Here is a 19,643-nt window from a genome sequence, read left to right as displayed (position 1 = left end):
GAGGGGTACCCCTCCCAATATAATAAACTCCATACCAACACATAAATGGTTGAAAACCTTGTATCTTATTTTACACATAATTCAGGACTTGACTGTGATATCAACCGGAAAGGGGATGAAATCGACCGGAGCGTGGGATATCAACCGGAAAGGGGATGAAATCGACCGGAGCGTGGGGATATCAACCGGAAAGGGGATGAAATCGACCGGAGCGTGGTGATATCAACTGGAAAGGGGATGAAATCGACCGGAGCGCGTGGATATCAACCGGAAAGGGGATGAAATCACCCGGAGCACGTGGATATCACCTGGAGAGGGGATAAATCACCCGGAGTGCGTGGGGATATCACCTGTGCATCTCGTATAGTCCAACCGGGCTGCTCATATGAACAGGCTGTTTCAAGCGCCTCTATCATTATAAATTTTTTGAAAATAGCGTTAATCGCCTATTGACTTCTTGTGTGTATGGGTGTACTATCTAAATAGGACACTCATACAAGACCGGAAGGGAAGGTATTTGATGACTGCTTTTAAGGGGCTTTTGAAGAAGGATTTTTATATTTCCAGGCACTGGATGATAACGATCTTAGTTGGGGATTTGGTTTTGTTATTGGTTCCGCTGGGACTGGGGATTTATATTGATGAGCCACTATCCTTTATGCCGATCGTTTTGTTTATGCTGCTTGGGTTTCATATATTTTTTCAGCCGACGATGTTGCTGCAGATGCTTCATTTAGAAGGAAAAACGCAGTTATGGCTGTATAATACACAAAGCAGCAGGAGGCTTTTTATCTCAAAATTCATCGTTGCTTTTTCCTATCAGTTTATTTCGCAAGTGTTTTTAACCGGTATTGGGTTTATTATTTTTCAGTTTATAAAAGATATTGTCGACATCCATATCCCTCTCCAAACGCTCTTTAAAGGAACAGTTATATTCAATGTTGCACTGCTTTTGATTGCTTTGTATTTTGCGTGCTGGGTTATCTTTTACTGGAGTATTTACCATTCGTTAAGCAGGCTGATTCCAACGGGATTTTTCCGCTGGTTGATTCTGTTTCTCCTATTTGTCGGATACAATCTGATTAGTGCGTTCATCGCTAAGATTGGTTTTATCAGTGAGCTTGTGAGTAAATGGACTGTTCCGGTCATGATCAATCAAACTTTTACGTATACAGATGGGGCATGGGAGACAGGAGTCAATGCTGTTGATTTCCCCGTAATGATTTTTATTGTTTATGTCTTCCTTGGTTTCGCTTTGTTCTTTTTTTCCAGTTGGCTGCTGGATCGGAAGGTAGAGGTGTAGGGCTATGACAAAAGATTATCAAGTATCCAAACCGATCTATATTCAAATTGCTGATACGATTGCTTACCGGATTGTCAGGGGGGAGATGCTTCCGGGGGAGAAGTTGCCCTCTGTGCGTGAGATGGCTGTTGAGTCAAGCGTGAATCCGAATACAATTCAACGAACCTATAGTGAAATGGAAAGGATGGGCATTGTGGAGACAAAAAGGGGCCAGGGAACATTCGTAACGGATAATGAGGAAGTGCTGGATGATCTAAAAGGAAAACTGCAAAACGATATTATTCATGTTTTTGTCAAAAGCATGGAGGAGCTTGGAATGACGGAAGAGGAAATGATCCATGGGCTAAAGTGCTTTTTGGGGAGGGATCGTGATGACCGTTGAGTTGCAAAATGTGTGGAAGAAATACGGAGGTCAAACGTCCGTGAAGGATGTCTCGCTTCATCTGGAACCAGGCAAAATATATGGCTTGATTGGGCCGAATGGAAGCGGAAAGTCGACGACGCTGAAAATGATGACGGGGCTTGTTTATCCGAATGCTGGGGAAATCACTATATCTGGTGAACGTGTTACGAGAAGGATTTGCTCAAAAGTGGCTTATCTGACAGAACTGGATATGTTTTACCATGCATTTACGGTGGAAAAAATGATGGCATTTTATGCTTCCCAGTTTTCTGACTTTGATGTGGAAAAGGCACATGTTCTACTTAAAGAGATGAAGCTGGATCCGAAGAAAAAAATAAAAAAGCTTTCGAAAGGGAACAGGGGCAGGTTGAAACTTGTACTCGCATTGTCCAGGAAAACACCGGTTCTGTTGCTGGATGAACCTTTTTCAGGGCTTGATCCGATGGTTCGGGAGTCGATTGTGAAAAGTTTGATTTCTTATATTGATTTTGATGAGCAGACGGTTGTGATTGCTACACATGAAATAGACGAGATTGAACCTTTATTAGATGAAGTCATCATTATTTTTGAAGGGGAAGTTGTGGGACAGACGCATGTAGAAAACCTTAGGGAAGAAGAAGGTATATCTGTTTTGGAGTGGTTTAAATCAATCATGGCACAAAAGGAAAGAAAGGTGGAGGATGTTTGATGGGTACAGCATTGGAATTAAAAAATGTAACCAAGGTGATGAAAGGAAAAAAGATCATCGATGATGTCAGTTTTACAGTGAAATCGGGGGAAGTGTTTGGCTTTCTAGGTCCGAATGGTGCAGGGAAAACAACGACGATTCGGATGATTGCCGGCTTAATGAAAATGACATCCGGAGAAATTTTCATTTGTGGCAAAGATAGAGAAAAGGAATTTGAAGAGGCGCTTGGCCATATTGGGGGCATTGTAGAAAATCCCGAGATGTATAAATATTTAACCGGATATCAAAATTTAAAGCAATATGCCCGCATGTCAAAGGGTGTCACAAAACAAAAAATCGATGAAGTAGTGGAATTTGTGGGGTTGACAAACCGGATCCATGAAAAGGTAAAAACCTACTCACTTGGAATGCGGCAACGATTAGGGCTTGCGCAAAGTTTGCTTCATGATCCAGACGTGATGATTCTTGATGAGCCGACGAATGGCCTTGATCCTGCTGGCATTCGGGAAATCCGCGATCATTTGAGGAAATTGACGCGAGAGAAAGGGATGTCTGTCATTGTATCCAGCCATCTCCTATCCGAAATGGAAATGATGTGTGATCGAATCGCGATCATTCAGAACGGGAAACTGGTCAATATTCAAAATGTACATGATGAAGCAGAAGCGGAAACAGCCCATCGCTATTTCTTCGAAGTGGAGTCCGGATACGCGTCTATTTTGAAAGAAAAAGGGATCGAATATAAAGAAGTGGAAAAAGGCATTGAAATGGAACTGGAAAAGGACCAAGTACCAAATGTCATTAAAATGCTGATCGAGCATGAGGTCCGTATTTTTGAAGTGAAACTTATTTCTAAATCACTCGAAGACCGCTTCCTGGAAATTACAGAAAAAGGGGGGACGACCATTGCATAAGCTTATTGTGAATGAATGGACAAAAATATTTAAACGTGCTGGAACATACGTCATGATTGCCATGATTCTCCTTGGTGTTGTGGCAATGGGTACATTAATTAAAATGACAGAAGAACCAGATCAGGCTGGGGATCAGTGGAGGGATGAGCTCTCCCAACAAATAAAGGAAGATAAGAAAGATTTGAAAGATATGCCTGCCTCAGCAGGGGATATGAAACGATTTTTGGAAAAAGATATCGCTATTAATCAATATCGTCTTGATAACGAAATTGCTCCGCCAAGTGAGACGACAGGCTGGTCCTTTATTGATGAAAGCTCTGCACTGATTTCTTTTGCCGGGCTGTTTGCGATTATTATTGCAGCTGGGATCGTTGCAAGTGAATTCAGTACAGGGACTATTAAATTATTATTAATCCGCCCCATCCGGAGGTACAAAATTTTACTATCGAAATATGTAACGGTTGTGTTGTTCGGACTTTTCATGCTGGCTGTATTATTTATCAGTTCGGCAGGCCTTGGATTTGGTTTGTTCGGAACAGGCGACGGAAACAGTGTTCATCTCGCATACGCCGATGGAGAAGTGATCGAACAGAGTCAAATGCTTCATTTAGTAAAAATCTATCTGCTTTCTTCGATCGATGTTTTGATGCTTGTGACACTAGCATTTATGATATCTGCAGTGTTTCGAAACAATTCACTCGCAATTGGGATTTCTATCTTCCTACTGATGATGGGAGGAAACGTCACATCCCTTATCGCAGCCAAATATGACTGGGCAAAATATATTTTATTTGCAAACACGAACTTAATGCAGTATTTCAATGGAACTCCCGTTGTGGAAGGGATGACATTAGGATTTTCGATTGTTATGTTGTGCATCTATTTTATCCTTTTTATGGCATTAGCATTTGGAGTATTTACAAAAAGAGACGTAGCGGCCTAAGGGTCGGCGTCTTTTTTTGTGTTGGGATTAGAATGTGCGAAGTGGTCGGGGCAGGGGGGACCACCGAACGAAGGCATCGCAAATCACAGGAGCGGGAGCAGATGAAAGGACAGGAGCAGTGGCCTGGGATGTATCGACCGAAGGAGAGGGGATATCAACCGGAGGGGTAGCTTTATCGACTGGAGGGAGAGGGGTATCAACCGGAGGAGAGGCTTTATCGACTGGAGGGAGAGGGGATATCAACCGGAGGGAGGGGTATCAACCGAAGGAGAGGCTTTATCGACCGGAGGGAGAGCTTATCAACCGGAGGAGAGGCTTTATCGACCGGAGGGAGGGCTTATCAACCGGAGGAGAGGCTTTATCGACCGGAGGGAGGGCTTATCAACCGGAGGAGAGGCTTTATCGACCGAAGGAGAGGGGTATCAACCGGAGGAGAGGCTTTATCGACCGGAGGGAGAGAATATCAACCGGAGGAGAGGCTTTATCGACTGGAGGGAGGGGTATCAACCGGAGGAGAGGCTTTATCGACCGAAGGAGAGGGGTATCAACTGGAGGAGAGGCTTTATCGACTGGAGGGAGGGGCTATCAACTGGAGGAGAGGCTTTATCGACCAGAGGGAGGGCTATCAACCGGAGGGGTAGCTTTATCGACCAGAAGGAGAAAATTTCTTTTTAGAATCGATCGATGGAAGGTTTTCTGCGGATGCAGAAAACCAGCCTGCATACGACGAGGAATGTCTGCGCGAGTAGGCGCATTATGGCTCGGCGTCTATATTGGACGGGGTTGTCCATTTAGCATCTATTGCTACTTCATTTTCTCACGATTCTTAGAGAGATGATTGCAAAAATCATTAATGTAATCGATAGAAATCCGTAACTCATCCCTTCCGTTCCGCGAATGTTAACGTAGCTGATAGAAAATATGATAACTGCTGCAATAACTGTTAGAATTCCGGGAAGCAATTGGAATACGATGGAAAGGTCTGATTTTTTTAACCACCGTGTAATAAAAAGCACAATAATCCCTAGAACAGCAGCGATTAGAATAGGTTTTACAATTACCATCAAAAGTCACCCTTCTTTTTTTGTATAAATCTGTCTATACTAAACAATTTTTCGTCAGCGGCAATATTTAATCTAGTAATACATAGCCGCTTCGGATACCCCTGCATCTATGTATCCAAGTTCCGAGCAGGGAACTTTTACCTCAAATAAGAACAAGATCACGCATGCGAAGATTGCAATACAAATGATCGTCCCAATCAAGCTGAATATTCAAATCTTGTTGGTCATTTATTTTTAGACTATACGTGTGTCATTGGTGTGTCAAGAAAAAAATCGGGAAGCGCAGGGAGATATCAACCGGATCCTGAAACTATCACCCGGAACCGCCTTCATATCAACCGGATCCTGAAACTATCACCCGGAACCGTCATCCTATCAACCCGATCCTGAAACTATCGCCCGGAACCGTCATCATATCAACCGGAGGCTGTGCACATCGCTTGCGCCTCATGTTTTGATCGCATGCATCCCCCATCCCATTCATAATTTTTAAAATTTAAACATTGACACGATCGGATGGATTCGTTTACTATTTTAAGAAGACATCTAGTCATCAGATGACCAGTTGACTTAAATATGAAATCGCTTTATTTTTCTATAAAAAAGAATATGGGTGGGGATATTTTTGTTATTGTTAGTGGCTTTAAGTGCTATTATTGGGCCATTTATTTTTCTGGTTCTCTTGAGGATGTCAGCGGTGAAAGGGATGACATATAGTGCTGCTATTGTTATTTTGCTTGCGCTGACAGCATGGGGTATGGAAGGAAAAGTTGTGTTTGCCTCGATTTTACAGGGGACGCATAAGGCGTTAACGATTGTTTTTATTTTATTTGGTGCTATTGTTTTGTTGAATACGCTTCGGCATACGGGTGCGGTGGATCGAATTAATCAAGGGTTCCGCGGGATCACTGGTGATATGCGGGTACAGGTGATTATTGTGGCCTTTTTATTTGGTTCTTTGATCGAAGGCGCTTCGGGTTTTGGAACGCCTGCTGCAGTGACGGGGCCATTAATGTTTGCGCTAGGTTTTCATCCATTGGCAGCGGCTACATTAGCACTTATTGCGGATAGTTCGGCAGTGCCGTTCGGTGCGGTAGGTACTCCTGTCAATGTTGGTTTAAGTAATCTTCCTGGTGCGGGTACTGCATTTTTTCATGATATTGCGGTAAAGACGACGATGGTTGATTTGTTTGCTGGGACGTTTATTCCATTTATACTTGTTATTATATTAACGATGTTTTTTGGGAAGGAGAAAAAACTATCCAACTTTCTTGAACTCTTGCCATGGACACTTATGATAGGAATTACATATACGGGATCTGCATTTGTGTATGCGATGTTGTTTGGACCGGAATTCATTTCGATATTTGCTTCGATTACCGGCTTGATTGTTGCTACACTAACAGCGAAGAAGGGCTGGTTGCTGCCGAAAAAGGAATGGAAAGATGCGCTAAAGGATGATTTTAAAGTAGATACAAAGCAGTCCGATATGAGCTTGGCAAAAGCTTGGCTTCCATACATCATTATGATCGCTTTATTGCTTCTTACAAGGGTCATTCCTGAGGTTACGGCGTTTACGCAGAAAGCGATCGACTTAACCTGGACAAATATTTTGGGCGTGGAAGGGATCACGTCAGACTGGGAGCTATTATATTCTCCGGGGGCAGTGCTTGTAGTGTCTGCGATATTTGCTGTAATTGTGCAGCGGAAGTCTTTTTCCAATGTTGCGAAGGCATCGAAGGAATCATTGCTTTCTATTAAAACGGCTGGTGTTTCATTGATCGCCACCTTGGCTTTGGTGCAAGTGTTTACGAATTCCGGGATAAATGCGAATGATTTGACCAGCATGCCAGAGTATATTGCGCATGCACTTGCAAGTACGTTTGGGTCGATGTGGATTTTTGCAGCGCCTTTTTTAGGTGAACTAGGTGCATTTATTACGGGAAGTGCTACTGTATCGACACTGACATTTTCGCCAATTCAATTGAATATCGCGAATCAAACGGGAATAAATTCGGATCTTGTACTGGCAGGTCAACTCGTTGGAGCGGCTGCAGGTAATATGATCTGTGTGCATAATGTTGTTGCTGCTTCGGCAGTGGTAGGCATGTCCGGTAAAGAAGGAGATGTTATCAGAAAAACATTAGGTCCAGCGATCTTATATGGTATCTTAGGTGGAGTTGGAGGTTTTATTTTATTGTTTTTCTTATAGAAGAGAGCGGCTGTTTCCAGTGGGGATGCTCTGGTGCCTGGCACCACCCGAATTTTGTCGAATTATAATTCGATGCTGAAAAACAAAGGGGGTAATGCAGTTGGAATATAAACCGATTAAACCGAAGAAAATCTATGAGGAAGTAGCGGACGCATTGATAGATTCGATCAAAAATGGCCATTTGAAGCCGGGGGATAAACTTGATTCAGTCGCGAAGTTGGCTGAGAATTTTCGTGTGAGTCAGTCCGTCATCCGGGAAGCGCTCAGTGGCTTAAGGGCGATGGGACTCATTCATATGCGCCAGGGGGAAGGAACATATGTGACAACGTATGATGCATCAAGATTTTCACTACCGGTGACGACGGCATTTTTGATGAAAAAAGAAGATGTAAAAGAATTATTTGAGGTCCGTAGAATACTAGAGGTTGGCGCGGTCGCCTTGGCGGCCACCAGCCGTCATGCAGATGACTTAAAGTTAATGGAAAAAAGACTTGAGGAAATGGTTGACGCGATTGGTGACGGGGAATTAGGTGAGCGAGCAGATTTTCATTTTCACCAGGCCATCGTAAATGCGACGCATAATGATATGTTGATCAACCTGCTTAATAGTGTTTCGGAGATGATGGTGGAGACCATTCGGGAAACGCGCAAAGTTTTATTATATGCAGAAGGAAGAGATGAACAATTATTGGCGGAGCATCGTGCGATTTATCAAGCGATCAAAGGTGGGGACGCGGATCTGGCGCAAAGAACCATGTTCGATCATATCGTTGGTGTGGAAGCATTGTTATTTAAATATATATAGACCTTACAAAAATATAAGAGGTGGAGTTTGATGAAAGTTTCATTATTTATCACATGCATGTGTGATATGTTGCGTTCTGACGTTGGTAAACATACGGTGGAGATTTTGGAGCGTGTCGGCTGCGAGGTTGATTTTCCGGAAGCGCAAACGTGCTGTGGTCAGCCGGCATTTAATAGTGGTTATTTGCAAGAATCCAAAGAAGCGATGAAACAGATGATGCGCGCATTTAAAGATTCGGAATATGTCGTTGGGCCGTCTGGATCTTGTGTTGGCATGCTTCGTGAATATCCGAAAGTTTTCAAAGGAGATGTGGAGTGGGAAGAGCCAGCCAAAGAGCTTGCGGCAAAGTCCTATGAGATTACCCAATTTTTGGTAGATGTGCTTGGCATAGAAGATGTTGGTGCGACATTTCGGGGAAAAGTTACCTATCATCCGTCTTGCCATATGACGCGTATTTTAGGGGTGAAAGAAGCACCGCAAAAGCTGCTTCGACATGTAAAGGGAATTGATCTTGTGGAACTTCCGCTTGCTGAGGATTGCTGTGGATTCGGTGGAACGTTTGCCGTGAAAAATTCCGTGATTTCGGCTGAGATGGTAAAGGAAAAAGCACAGCATGTTGCAAAAACACGTGCTGAATATTTGATCGGCGGCGATATGGCATGCCTGATGAATATTGGCGGCAGAATGAAGCGGGAAGGGAAAAATATCAAAATTGTTCATATTACGGAAGTATTAAATCATCGCTAAGGAGTGAGAGGAATGAGTTTGCGAATTGGAGATGCCTCTTTTGACAATCGTGTGGAAGATGGAATAAAAAATGATTTTATGCGTCAAGCTGTATCTTCTGCACAAGGTCGCTTAAAAAGCGGAAGGTTACATGCCGCAGAAGAGCTCGGCGATTGGGAAGACTGGCGTACATTAGGAGAAGAAATCCGCACACATACGATGGAAAACTTGGATTATTACTTGCAGCAGCTCAGTGAACAAGTAGCAAAGCGCGGCGGGAATGTTTTTTTCGCGGAAACAGCGGAAGAAGCTAATGCATATATCCAAAACGTTGTAAAAAAGAAAAATGGGAAAAAGGTAGCGAAGTCCAAATCGATGGTATCGGAAGAAATTGGGCTGAACGAAGCTTTACAAAAAGCGGGTGCGGAGGTCGTCGAAACGGATTTGGGCGAATGGATTTTGCAACTTGATGAAGATCCGCCGTCACATATCGTCGCACCGGCTCTGCATAAAAACAGACAACAAATCCAGGAGACGTTTGAGGAAAAGAAAGGTTACACCAAATCAGATAAGGCAGAAGAGCTTGCTTTATTTGCCCGCGAACAATTGCGCAAAGAATTTTTAGCAGCGGATATTGGCATCACCGGATGTAACTTCGCTGTTGCTGAGTCTGGAACGGTGACACTTGTGACAAATGAGGGGAATGCCCGCATGGTTACCTCTTTACCTGATACGCAAATAACGGTCATGGGAATGGAACGTATTGTGCCAACATGGGAAGAGTTAGAAGTGCTTGTGAGCTTGCTGACGCGTTCTGCTGTTGGACAGAAGCTGACGAGTTATGTAACCTCAGTAACAGGTGCACGGCTGGAGGATGAAATCGACGGACCGGATGATTACCATTTGGTCATCGTTGATAATGGTCGGTCAAAAATACTTGGAACAGAATTTCAATCTGCGCTTCATTGTATTCGCTGTGCAGCGTGTATTAATGTTTGCCCGGTTTACCGGCATGTCGGTGGTCATGCATATGGATCTATTTATCCCGGCCCGATCGGCGCGGTTTTGACACCACTGCTTGATGGGTATGACGAACATAAGGAACTTCCGTATGCATCCACCTTATGCGGCGCATGTACGGAAGCTTGTCCGGTAAAGATTCCGCTCCACGAACAGTTAATTCGCCACCGGGAAATCATTGTGGAAAAGGAAAACATGGCACCAAAGGGAGAAAAACTTGCTATGAAAGGTTACGCCAAATGGGCTTCCACCCCTGCTGCTTATAAAATGAGCGCGAAAATGGCACGGACCGCCCTAAAACCATGGACAAGAAAGGAAACGATCACGAACGGACCAGGTCCATTAAAGGGCTGGACCGATGTACGAGATTTTCCTGCACCAAGTAAACAAAGCTTCAGGTCTTGGTTTAAGGAAAGACAGAAAGGTGGCAATGCATAATGGCGATTCAAAATAGAGACGCTTTCCTGGATAAATTGGCGGGAAGACTCGGACGCCCGCGCCGGACAGAAGGTGTACAGCGTCCGGACTGGAGCGTGCAGCCACAGCTTAGAACACGCCAAGGCTATACGAAGGATGCATTAGCGGAAGTTTTGGCGAAACAATGTGAAGCGATTCATACGGACGTAAAGCTGACGGATCGCTCCGGTTTGCCGCAAGTTTTAAAAGAAACGATTACCGCTTATCAGGCGAAAACCGTTATTACAGCGAAGGATGATCGCAATGAGCAGTACGGATTGCGGGAAATGTTTGAGGAACTTCGGGAGAAAGAAATGGAGGTTCATGAATGGGATCCCGCAATTGGAAAAGAAAATCAAGTAATTGCGGAACGCGCAGATATTGGGATTAATTTCAGTGACATCACGCTTGCCGAATCCGGGACGGTAACATTATTGAATCATAAACATAATGGCAGATCGATCAGTCTACTGCCGCAAAAATTTATAGCAATTATACCAAAAAGCACACTTGTGCCCCGCATTACGCAAGCAGCAAAACAGCTTCATGAAGCAAACGAACAAGGAAATGACGTCTCTTCCTGTGTCAGCTTCATATCAGGACCAAGTAATAGTGCAGATATTGAAATGAATCTAATCGTCGGTGTGCATGGTCCTGTGGAAGCTACTTATATTATTGTGGATGAATGATGTTGGGGATAGGATTGTTTTTCTGCTGAGGCAGAAAATGTTTGAAAATGAAAGTCGCGCAATAACACCGTCATCTCGCGCGGTAAGGCAGTTAGGTCGAGCGATAGGAAGAATTACTCGCGCAATAAAGTAAGAAAGTCGCGCAACACCAAGCCAAAGTCGAGCGACGCTCCTCCGTGTTATAAACTCTGGCGTAAAGCGGACGGAAGCATTAGATGGGGATCAATACCGTCATCAGGTGGAGCATATTTCAGAAGCCATTTTAAATGGCGATCCTCACCTTGATCATGACCTCGAAAATACACTAGCAAACATGCGGGCGCTTGATGCTTGTATGAAGTCCATGGACAGGGAGAAGAAAATCGTGCTGGACTAGTGCGGTGCACGTGCGGAAGATTAGACTTCCAAATAAGAGCGCCTCATCATGTCCGCGCTGGTGCTAAGTAATTAGGCCACCATGCTGCATTTCGAGCGAAAGAAAGCAGCTAGGATAAAACGCTATAAAACTGAATGAACCGCATGAAATCAAATTTTTACACCTTGATTTCATGCGGTTTTATTTATACCACCTGAAAATTTTTATAACACAGCTTCAATCGCAAGAGCAACGCCATCTTCTTCGTTCGTTGCGGTGACGTGGGAGCAGTATGCTTTGATTTCATCTACAGCATTTCCCATGGCAACGGCGCGGCCTGCCCGCTTCATCATAGAAATGTCATTGTAATTGTCACCGATCACCATGACATCTTCCATGGAGATTCCTTTGCTTTTAGCATATTGCTCAAGAGCGACTCCTTTTTGGGCGTTCACATGATTAATTTCTATGTTTCCAGGGCCGGAAGAGCTGACTGCAAGGCCTGGAAATTCCTGAAGCTTTTCTTTTGCCTTTCGTAATTTTTCATCATGGAAAGAAGCTGCGAGCACTTTGGAAATTTCACTGTGATGCTTCTGGAAAACTTCATCATAGGAAGGGACGGTGCGGATGAATCCTTGTTCCGCTCTTTTTAGGACTTCGCTTCGAATCTTATCTGCGGCAGGCGTACCTTTTTCTGCACCAGCGATAAGGAGAAACATATCGATTTGTCTTTCTAAATCTCGTGTATAAATATATTGATCAATAAACAATTCATATTCTAAGCCCGCTGCTTGTAAAATGGGAAGCATCTGTTTAAGATCATCTTCCATGAGGTATGTTGCTGAAATGATTTTCCCGGATTCATCTCTGACTTCCGCCCCGTTTAAACAGATAAATGGCGGGTTCAATCTTTGTTCGGTAACGATTTGATAGGCTTCTGGGAAATTTCTGCCTGTAGCGATGATCACCTCGATGCCATTTGCTTTTGCTTGCAGGATTGCTTCTTTATTTCTGATACGGATGGTGTGATCCCTTGATAGCAGTGTTCCATCCATGTCGATTGCAATTAAACGAGTCATGATGTGTAGCTCCTTTGCTAAGAAATGTAAATGATGCTTACAGTATATCGTATTTATTGACGAACATGCTACTAACTACTTTAAAAGAAGTATGTCCTTATTTCATAAAAATGTGTAAAAGGCAGGAAATCTGTTGACGTATGACGAATAGGGTTAGTACCGTATTTATAACGAGACATAATTTATTGCAGGAAGGACAGATAAACATGATGAAAACGGTAAATTTGCATGATGTGATTCGCGGGGAAAGTGCTCCTCCGGCATGTGATACAACAATGGGCGTGAAATTAATCGAAGCCAAGGATGGGTTTGCGAAGGGCGTTTGGACCATTGATGAAAAGTTCATCAATGGAAACGGTGTCATTATGGGCGGATTCGTGGCAGGAGCCGCTGATATTATGATGTCGTATGCGATTACTTCGCTACTGACAGAGGAGCAGGCTTTTGCATCGATTAATTTGCAAACGACATTTCACCGTCCGACATTTCCAGGGGATGTTGATATAGAAGTGAACGTTGATAAATTTGGCCGTACGGTTTCCTATTTAACAGCGGAGCTAAAACAACACGACAAACTTGTTGGTAGTGCCGTATCCTCGGTGATGATTACACCAAAGCCGTAGTGTTCACAAATTTATGCTAAATCGGGTAAAAATGACTGGTACATGCTATTTTCATGTAGTAGTCATTTTCATTTGGATCGAAAAACAACCCATTTTTCATTGGAGCGTGATTGTAGTACAATTTGTACAGACGATGTGAGGGATTTACGTTTATGCATGCAAGTATGACGTTTATTTTACATAATTATTGCGGACATCGGTTCATCGTAAAAGAAGGGAAAGTATGGGGCGGGAAATCAATTGCCGTTTTACTTGCCCAACGTTTGGTCATTCCCGTGACGTGACAAGGTATGTAGTAAGCAAGTAAGGAGAAGGGCAGACGTGGATACGTTTATTGTGAAAAAAGTTTTAAACAATAATGTGCTGATTGCGAAAGATCGAGCGGAAGAGGAAGTTGTTTTAATCGGAAAAGGGATCGGTTTTCATACGAAGAAAAATGCTTTCATTCATGAAGAGGATGTAGAGAAATTATTCGTACTGCGCAATCAAAGCGAACAGGAACATTATAAACGTTTGCTTCCTGATATGGATGAAAAAATATTGCAGGCGATCATCGATTCGCTGGACATCATTCGAAGAAAGTCCAATGTCTCTTTACATGAACAGGTGCATGTAGCGTTAACAGACCATCTGCTATTTGCGATCAACCGTCTCTTAAAAGGGATGGAAATGAAGAATCCTTTCCTGACTGAAACCAAAGCGCTATATCCCTTTGAATATGAAATTGCAGCGGAGGTTGTTGATTTTATCAATCAAACGCTGGATATTGATTTACCGGCAGGGGAAGTTGGATTTATCGCCTTGCATGTGCATAGCGCGATAACGCGTATGGGCGTTTCGGATATTAACAAATATGCCCGACTTGTTACCACTTTAGTCGGAACGATTGAAGCGGAACTTAGTATCAAGATCGATCCAGACAGCATTCATTATATACGTTTGATTCGACATATTCGTTATACGATTGATCGGGTAGTCAAGGATGAGCATGTCGACGAACCGGCGAAAATTGCAATCCTGTTGAAACAGGAATATCCAATATGCTATAATTTAGCTTGGAAGTTGATAAAAATCATGCAGCAAACATTAAAAAGGCCCGTGTATGATGCGGAAGCGGTTTATCTGACGATGCATCTTGTGCGGTTAACAAGTAAATATGAATAATACGTGTTACTGACGCGATCAGGCATGAGTAAAAGGATTGGACAATGGTATAGGTGCTCTATATCTGTTTTGTCGTGACCTTCTTACTCATGCCTTTTTTAATGTTTGACTACGATAGATAAAGGAGTAAAGAGCTATGTTTAAAAAAGCATTTGGCGAGCTGCAAAAAATCGGGAAAGCATTGATGCTTCCAGTTGCACTGCTTCCTGCGGCGGGACTTCTGCTTGGCTTTGGTAACGCTGCCCAGCAGGAAACCATGCTGGAATATCTTCCGTTCCTTGAGGCGGACTGGATTCAAATGGTTGCAATGGTCATGGAAGATGCTGGTGGTATTATTTTTGATAATCTGGCCCTTATTTTTGCGATCGGTGTTGCGATTGGACTAGCATCTGACGGGGCAGCGGGATTAGCTGCGATTGTTGGTTATTTAGTACTGAATCAGGTAATGAGTTCCTGGATAGGGGTAACGCCTGAGATGATTGAAGAAGATCCAAGTTTTGCGTCTGTGCTTGGGATCGATACACTCCAAACCGGTGTATTTGGCGGAATTATTGTCGGACTGATTGCTGCGTTTTGCTATAATCGCTATCATAATATTGAAATGCCGTCCTTTCTCGGTTTTTTTGCTGGAAAACGGTTTGTGCCGATTGTTACAGCGGCCGTGTCATTTGTTGCCGGAATTGTGCTGTTATTCATCTGGCCGCCCATTCAAGAGGCGATGAATGGTGCTTCCCACTGGCTGATTGAAGAAGGAACCTATATCGCAGCCTTTTTCTTTGGATTTATTAAGCGTTTGCTGATTCCATTTGGATTGCATCATATTTTCCATGCCCCATTCTGGTATGAATTTGGCTCCTACACATCCGAAGCAGGCAATCTGGTGCGGGGCGATATGTCCATTTTCTTTGCCCAGTTAAAAGACGGGGTAGAGATCACAGCGGGTAACTTTATGGCGGGAGAATTCCCGATTATGATGTTCGGACTGCCGGCTGCTGCTTTAGCAATGTATCACATGGCAAGGCCTGAAAAGAAAAAAGTGGTTGCAGGACTATTAGGTTCTGCTGCGCTAACATCCTTTTTAACTGGCATTACCGAACCACTTGAATTCTCATTCATGTTTATTTCCCCCTTATTATTCGCACTACATGCGATTCTAGATGGAACGGCCTTTGTTTTAATGGCATTCTTTGACGTGAATGTTGGTTATACTTTCTCAGGTGGGGCGATTGATTTCGTGTTGTTTGGTATCTTGCCAGGGAAAGAACCTTGGTGGATCACCATTATACTTGGGCTGATTTTTGCCGTGATTTACTATTTCATTTTCAGGTTCTTTATTAAGAAATTTAACTTAATGACACCTGGGCGTGAGGAAGATAAAGAAGAACAGGAAGAAGCGAAAGGGGAAACTGGAGACTTAGCATATAACGTCCTAGAAGCGATGGGCGGACAAGCAAACATTGCACATCTGGATGCATGTATTACACGTCTTCGCGTTTCCGTAAATTCCATCAAGCGTGTTGATAAAGAAGAGCTACAAAATCTTGGTGCTGCAGGGGTGCTAGAAGTTGGCGATAACATCCAAGCGATTTTCGGACCTCGATCAGAGACCATCAAAGGACAAATGCAGGATATTATGGCAGGAAAAACACCGCGCGTAGAAGAAGCGGTGGAGCCTGAACAAACGGAAAAGGAAAGTAAGGAAGCTGCATCAATAGAGACCTATGTTTCTCCACTGAAAGGGGAGATCGTACCAATTACAGAAGTTCCGGATCAAGTTTTTGCTGGTAAAATGATGGGAGACGGCTTTGCTATCAAACCTGAAGATGGAACGGTCTTATCCCCTGCAAACGGAAAAGTGATGAATATTTTCCCAACGAAGCATGCGATTGGTATTCAGTCAGATGGCGGAAAAGAAATCCTCATCCATGTTGGACTGGATACGGTACAGTTGAACGGGGAAGGTTTTCATATGCTTATTGAAGAAGGAGACCGTGTTGAAACCGGACAGCCTTTAATGGAAGCTGATCTAGCTTATATCGAAAAGAACGCGAAGTCTACCATCACGCCGATTGTCTTTACCAACTTAGCAGAAGGTGAAAAACTTATGTTAAACGAGGAAGCTGGCGTGTTTGAAGTGACGAAGGAATCGTAGACGTGGAATAGGACTTCATTGGCGGAATCATGGGCAGAAAATAAACTGCTCATGATTTGGTTTTTTTAGAAGGAAATACATAGTAAACTAGATAGTACAAGGAAACGTGTGAAAAGGAGAGAAGGATCATGATCAAAGATAAAATAACGCTCATTACTGGTGCCGCCAGCGGGATCGGATATGCTGTAGCAAGGGAATTTGCACGCGGCGGAGCTAAGGTTATTTTGACAGACAAGAATAAGGAGGATGTTCAAAAGGCCGCTCAAAAGTTGCGAGAAGAGGGTTGTGCTGCATGGGGTTTTCAATGTGATGTTACCAAGGAAGAAGAGATCAAACATACGATTGAAGATACGGTTGATCGGCTCGGCCGTTTAGATGTGTTGATTAATAACGCCGGTATGCAGCATGTAGCAAGTATCGAAGAATTTCCCAAGGAGACCTTTGAACAGCTGTTATCCATCATGCTTACAGCGCCATTTCTCGGGATTAAATATGCTTTTCCGTTTATGAAAAAACAAAAATTTGGCCGAATTATCAATATGGCATCCATTAATGGGGTCATCGGATTTCAGGGGAAAGCGGGATACAATAGTGCGAAACACGGAGTGATTGGACTGACAAAAGTTGCGGCCTTAGAAGGAGCAAACCACGGAATAACGGTGAATGCGCTTTGCCCTGGATATGTAGATACACCGCTCGTCCGAAATCAGATGGAGGACTTGGCCAGAAATCGAGGGGTTGAAGTAGAGAAAGTGCTGGAAGAAGTTATTTATCCACTTGTCCCGCAAAATCGTTTGATCGAGGTGGAGGAGATTGCGGATTATATGATGTTTTTAGCCAGTGCTAAGGCGAAGGGTGTTACTGGGCAAGCAGTGTTGCTGGATGGAGGGTATACGGCGCAGTAGTGGGGTGAAGCGCCGATACAAGGATGTGAGCGCTGCATACATGTCGCAAAACCGCTAAATGTTCCTACGCAAGCAGTTTATCGTAAATAGCAAAGCTTCCAAAACTTGCAGCCACTTCCCATCCTCCTTCGTGTTTTTTCTATGAAATTCTTCCAAAAGCACACACCTTGTGGAACAACCAATCATTCCATGCGAAATCCAACTGGTTCGAACATTATGACGATATAGATTTATCAACATGTTTTTTGTACGATAAACCTAAGGAGGAATTTGCATGCAGCGTTTAATGTGTAAAGGAAAAATTCATCGAGCTGTCGTGACAGAAGCTGATCTCGATTATGTAGGGAGTATTACGATCGATTCGAAACTCATGAAAGAGGCAAATATCAAGCCATATGAAATGGTTCAGATTACGAGCCTGCGAAATGCAACGAGATGGAAAACGTATGCATTGCCAGCTCCTGAGGGAACGGGGGAGATTTGCCTAAATGGTCCACCAGCACATCTGTTTTCGCCTGGTGATATTGTGATCATTCTAAGTTTAGCGCAAATGTCCGAGGAAGAAATTGAGACGTTACATCCGAGAGTTGTATTTGTGAATGAAAAAAATGAAATTACAACGGTAGAGGAACATGACTTACATTGGCCGGAAAGTTAGTCGGATGACATCCTGACGGAAATAAAAGTCGGAATATTAAGAGGATTTATAAGCTAGATAAGCTAGCAAGTCCCTTTCGCAGTAGCTTTTCCCTTTTGATGAAAGGATTATGAACAATCCCCAGAAGGAGTGTTTTGATGAAATTTTGGTTTAGCTGTAACAGCTGTAGGAAAAAACATCCCTTTCGTTTAACAGAAACCAAATGCGGGTGTGGCGGAACATTAATGGTGGAGTACGATCTTGAGAAAGTTAGCCAAACGTTGACAAAGGAAAGTTTAAAAAGCCGGGGCACGTCGATGTGGAGGTATAAAGAGCTTTTGCCTGTGGAGAGTGCGCACCATATCATTTCTTTAGGTGAAGGATGGACGCCGCTTGTTCGAATGAAAAGAGCGGAAAAAGCATTTCCGGTGAAAAAATTATGGGTGAAGCGAGAAGAACAAAATCCGACGGGCAGTTTTAAGGCAAGGGGTTTTTCTGCTGCGCTTTCGATTGCCAACGAATATGGAATAAAAAAGGTGGCCGTTAATTCCAATGGCAATGCGGCCTCTGCATTAGCAGCATATGCCAGTCACGCCGAAATGGGGGCGGATGTATTTGTCCCGAAAGACTGCCCAGGACTCATCGTGGAGGAGTGTGTGCAATACGGGGCTAACACCTATTTAGTTGACGGACTCATTCACAATGCAGGTAAGATCATTGCGGATGGCAGGCGAGAGCAGGGATGGCATAATGTCGGAACACTAAAGGAACCAGGCAGAGCAGAAGGAAAAAAGACAATGGGACTGGAGCTCGCGGAACAATTAGAATGGAACCTTCCAGACGTGATTGTTTATCCAACAGGCGGAGGCTCCGGGGTGATTGGTATGTGGAATGCGTTTAAACAATTAAAGCAGCTCGGTTTTATTGAAGGGGATCTTCCGCGCATGGTAAGTGTGCAAGAATCCGGCTGTCAGCCTGTTGTCGATACCTGTACTCGTGGGGGCGCATTCACCGCACAAAAGGATAATGTCATTTCCAGTCCAACCGGTATGCGTGTGCCAAGCCCGCCGGACGGGGAATTAATTGTTTCTATTCTATCGGAATCGGACGGTACGGCGGTTGCGGTTTCCAAAGATGAAATCAAGCAAGCGCAAACTTCTTTTGGTAAACAGGGGATCTCCTCGTCACCAGAAGGAGCGGCTACTTGGGCAGGTTTTACTCGCTTAATCGAGCAAGGATGGATTGGAAAAGAGGATGAAGTTGTTTTATTTAATACGTCGCACGCCATGAAATACTTGCCTTGGAAGCAGCATCACATTCCAATTATAAAAACCTACCAGGATTGGTTAAACATTCAATATGCTGTTTCATAGATAAGAAGCCAGAACTGCTGGGTCAGCGGTTCTGGCAATTTTTAGTGCGCCCAGCATGGGCTATAACTTGGTGGTGAAAGTCCACTACAGGCTTGGCAGTAGGAACTGTTAGCTGAAAGCAAGGGTGTCCAT

Annotated in this window: 21 protein-coding genes; 19 read left to right on the top strand and 2 right to left on the bottom strand. The window is 43.7% G+C overall.

Annotated features, from left to right (window positions below):
* From J2Z81_RS14695 to J2Z81_RS14665, 7 genes are all read left to right on the top strand, one after another.
* On the top strand, window positions 1–220 hold a 220-nt coding region (locus tag J2Z81_RS14695), incomplete at its 5' end, for a hypothetical protein (protein WP_226371668.1).
* Window positions 221–520: 300 nt separating this feature from the next.
* On the top strand, window positions 521–1,303 hold the full coding sequence (locus tag J2Z81_RS14690) for a hypothetical protein (RefSeq protein ID WP_029270250.1): 783 nt from the start codon (window positions 521–523) through the stop codon (window positions 1,301–1,303).
* Window positions 1,304–1,307: 4 nt separating this feature from the next.
* On the top strand, window positions 1,308–1,685 hold the full coding sequence (locus J2Z81_RS14685; RefSeq protein ID WP_029270252.1) for a GntR family transcriptional regulator: 378 nt from the start codon (window positions 1,308–1,310) through the stop codon (window positions 1,683–1,685).
* On the top strand, window positions 1,675–2,394 hold the full coding sequence (locus tag J2Z81_RS14680; protein ID WP_029270254.1) for an ABC transporter ATP-binding protein: 720 nt from the start codon (window positions 1,675–1,677) through the stop codon (window positions 2,392–2,394). Before J2Z81_RS14685 ends, J2Z81_RS14680 begins: the two co-directional genes overlap by 11 nt.
* Window positions 2,394–3,308, top strand: a complete 915-nt coding sequence (locus J2Z81_RS14675; protein ID WP_226371667.1) for an ABC transporter ATP-binding protein — start codon at window positions 2,394–2,396, stop codon at window positions 3,306–3,308. Before J2Z81_RS14680 ends, J2Z81_RS14675 begins: the two co-directional genes overlap by 1 nt.
* Window positions 3,301–4,251, top strand: a complete 951-nt coding sequence (locus J2Z81_RS14670) for an ABC transporter permease (protein ID WP_226371666.1) — start codon at window positions 3,301–3,303, stop codon at window positions 4,249–4,251. The genes J2Z81_RS14675 and J2Z81_RS14670 overlap by 8 nt, the downstream gene beginning before the upstream one ends.
* Window positions 4,252–4,285: 34 nt before the next feature.
* Window positions 4,286–5,089, top strand: a complete 804-nt coding sequence (locus tag J2Z81_RS14665; protein WP_226371665.1) for a hypothetical protein — start codon at window positions 4,286–4,288, stop codon at window positions 5,087–5,089.
* Here J2Z81_RS14665 and J2Z81_RS14660 read toward each other — a convergent pair.
* Window positions 5,061–5,315, bottom strand: coding sequence for a YesK family protein (locus J2Z81_RS14660; RefSeq protein WP_029269954.1), 255 nt, complete (start codon window positions 5,313–5,315; stop codon window positions 5,061–5,063). The two genes, J2Z81_RS14665 and J2Z81_RS14660, sit on opposite strands and share 29 nt — an antisense overlap.
* A 625-nt stretch (window positions 5,316–5,940) precedes the next feature.
* Here J2Z81_RS14660 and J2Z81_RS14655 point away from each other — a divergent pair.
* The 5 genes from J2Z81_RS14655 to J2Z81_RS14635 all read left to right on the top strand — a co-directional run bounded on the left by J2Z81_RS14655 (window position 5,941) and on the right by J2Z81_RS14635 (window position 11,223).
* The gene (locus J2Z81_RS14655) at window positions 5,941–7,527 is read left to right on the top strand and encodes an L-lactate permease (protein WP_226371664.1); all 1,587 of its coding nucleotides are present in this window, start codon (window positions 5,941–5,943) and stop codon (window positions 7,525–7,527) included.
* 100 nt (window positions 7,528–7,627) lie between these two features.
* The gene (locus J2Z81_RS14650) at window positions 7,628–8,332 is read left to right on the top strand and encodes a FadR/GntR family transcriptional regulator (protein ID WP_226371663.1); all 705 of its coding nucleotides are present in this window, start codon (window positions 7,628–7,630) and stop codon (window positions 8,330–8,332) included.
* 30 nt (window positions 8,333–8,362) lie between these two features.
* Complete coding sequence (locus J2Z81_RS14645) at window positions 8,363–9,079, top strand: (Fe-S)-binding protein (protein ID WP_029269960.1); 717 nt, start codon at window positions 8,363–8,365, stop codon at window positions 9,077–9,079.
* A 12-nt stretch (window positions 9,080–9,091) separates the two neighbouring features.
* Complete coding sequence (locus tag J2Z81_RS14640; protein ID WP_029269962.1) at window positions 9,092–10,516, top strand: LutB/LldF family L-lactate oxidation iron-sulfur protein; 1,425 nt, start codon at window positions 9,092–9,094, stop codon at window positions 10,514–10,516.
* Window positions 10,516–11,223: a LutC/YkgG family protein gene (locus J2Z81_RS14635; RefSeq protein ID WP_029269964.1), complete on the top strand. Its 708-nt coding sequence runs from the start codon at window positions 10,516–10,518 to the stop codon at window positions 11,221–11,223. Before J2Z81_RS14640 ends, J2Z81_RS14635 begins: the two co-directional genes overlap by 1 nt.
* 579 nt (window positions 11,224–11,802) lie before the next feature.
* On the opposite strand, the gene J2Z81_RS14630 is transcribed toward J2Z81_RS14635, so the two are convergent.
* Complete coding sequence (locus J2Z81_RS14630; RefSeq protein ID WP_029269968.1) at window positions 11,803–12,657, bottom strand: Cof-type HAD-IIB family hydrolase; 855 nt, start codon at window positions 12,655–12,657, stop codon at window positions 11,803–11,805.
* A 206-nt stretch (window positions 12,658–12,863) separates the two neighbouring features.
* Between J2Z81_RS14630 and J2Z81_RS14625 the strand changes: the two genes are divergently transcribed.
* The 7 genes from J2Z81_RS14625 to J2Z81_RS14600 all read left to right on the top strand — a co-directional run bounded on the left by J2Z81_RS14625 (window position 12,864) and on the right by J2Z81_RS14600 (window position 19,511).
* Window positions 12,864–13,280: a PaaI family thioesterase gene (locus J2Z81_RS14625; RefSeq protein WP_029269970.1), complete on the top strand. Its 417-nt coding sequence runs from the start codon at window positions 12,864–12,866 to the stop codon at window positions 13,278–13,280.
* Window positions 13,281–13,432: 152 nt separating this feature from the next.
* Window positions 13,433–13,564 carry a hypothetical protein gene (locus tag J2Z81_RS16020; protein ID WP_264315462.1) on the top strand — a complete coding sequence of 44 codons (132 nt, stop codon included), beginning with the start codon at window positions 13,433–13,435 and terminating at the stop codon, window positions 13,562–13,564.
* 37 nt (window positions 13,565–13,601) lie between these two features.
* A complete protein-coding gene (gene glcT, locus J2Z81_RS14620; RefSeq protein WP_226371662.1) occupies window positions 13,602–14,444 on the top strand; it encodes a glucose PTS transporter transcription antiterminator GlcT in 843 nt (280 codons plus the stop codon).
* A 136-nt stretch (window positions 14,445–14,580) separates the two neighbouring features.
* A complete protein-coding gene (ptsG, locus tag J2Z81_RS14615; RefSeq protein WP_226371661.1) occupies window positions 14,581–16,596 on the top strand; it encodes a glucose-specific PTS transporter subunit IIBC in 2,016 nt (671 codons plus the stop codon).
* A gap of 128 nt (window positions 16,597–16,724) precedes the next feature.
* Window positions 16,725–17,501, top strand: a complete 777-nt coding sequence (locus J2Z81_RS14610; RefSeq protein WP_029269976.1) for a 3-hydroxybutyrate dehydrogenase — start codon at window positions 16,725–16,727, stop codon at window positions 17,499–17,501.
* A gap of 274 nt (window positions 17,502–17,775) precedes the next feature.
* Window positions 17,776–18,159: an aspartate 1-decarboxylase gene (panD, locus tag J2Z81_RS14605; RefSeq protein ID WP_029269978.1), complete on the top strand. Its 384-nt coding sequence runs from the start codon at window positions 17,776–17,778 to the stop codon at window positions 18,157–18,159.
* Window positions 18,160–18,296: 137 nt separating this feature from the next.
* Window positions 18,297–19,511: a threonine synthase gene (locus J2Z81_RS14600; RefSeq protein WP_226371660.1), complete on the top strand. Its 1,215-nt coding sequence runs from the start codon at window positions 18,297–18,299 to the stop codon at window positions 19,509–19,511.
* Window positions 19,512–19,643: the final 132 nt, after the last annotated feature.

Origin of the sequence: Virgibacillus alimentarius (assembly GCF_017874635.1) — a bacterium.
Taxonomy (GTDB): domain Bacteria; phylum Bacillota; class Bacilli; order Bacillales; family Amphibacillaceae; genus Virgibacillus_B; species Virgibacillus_B alimentarius.
This window is presented reverse-complemented; position numbering and strand designations above follow the sequence as displayed.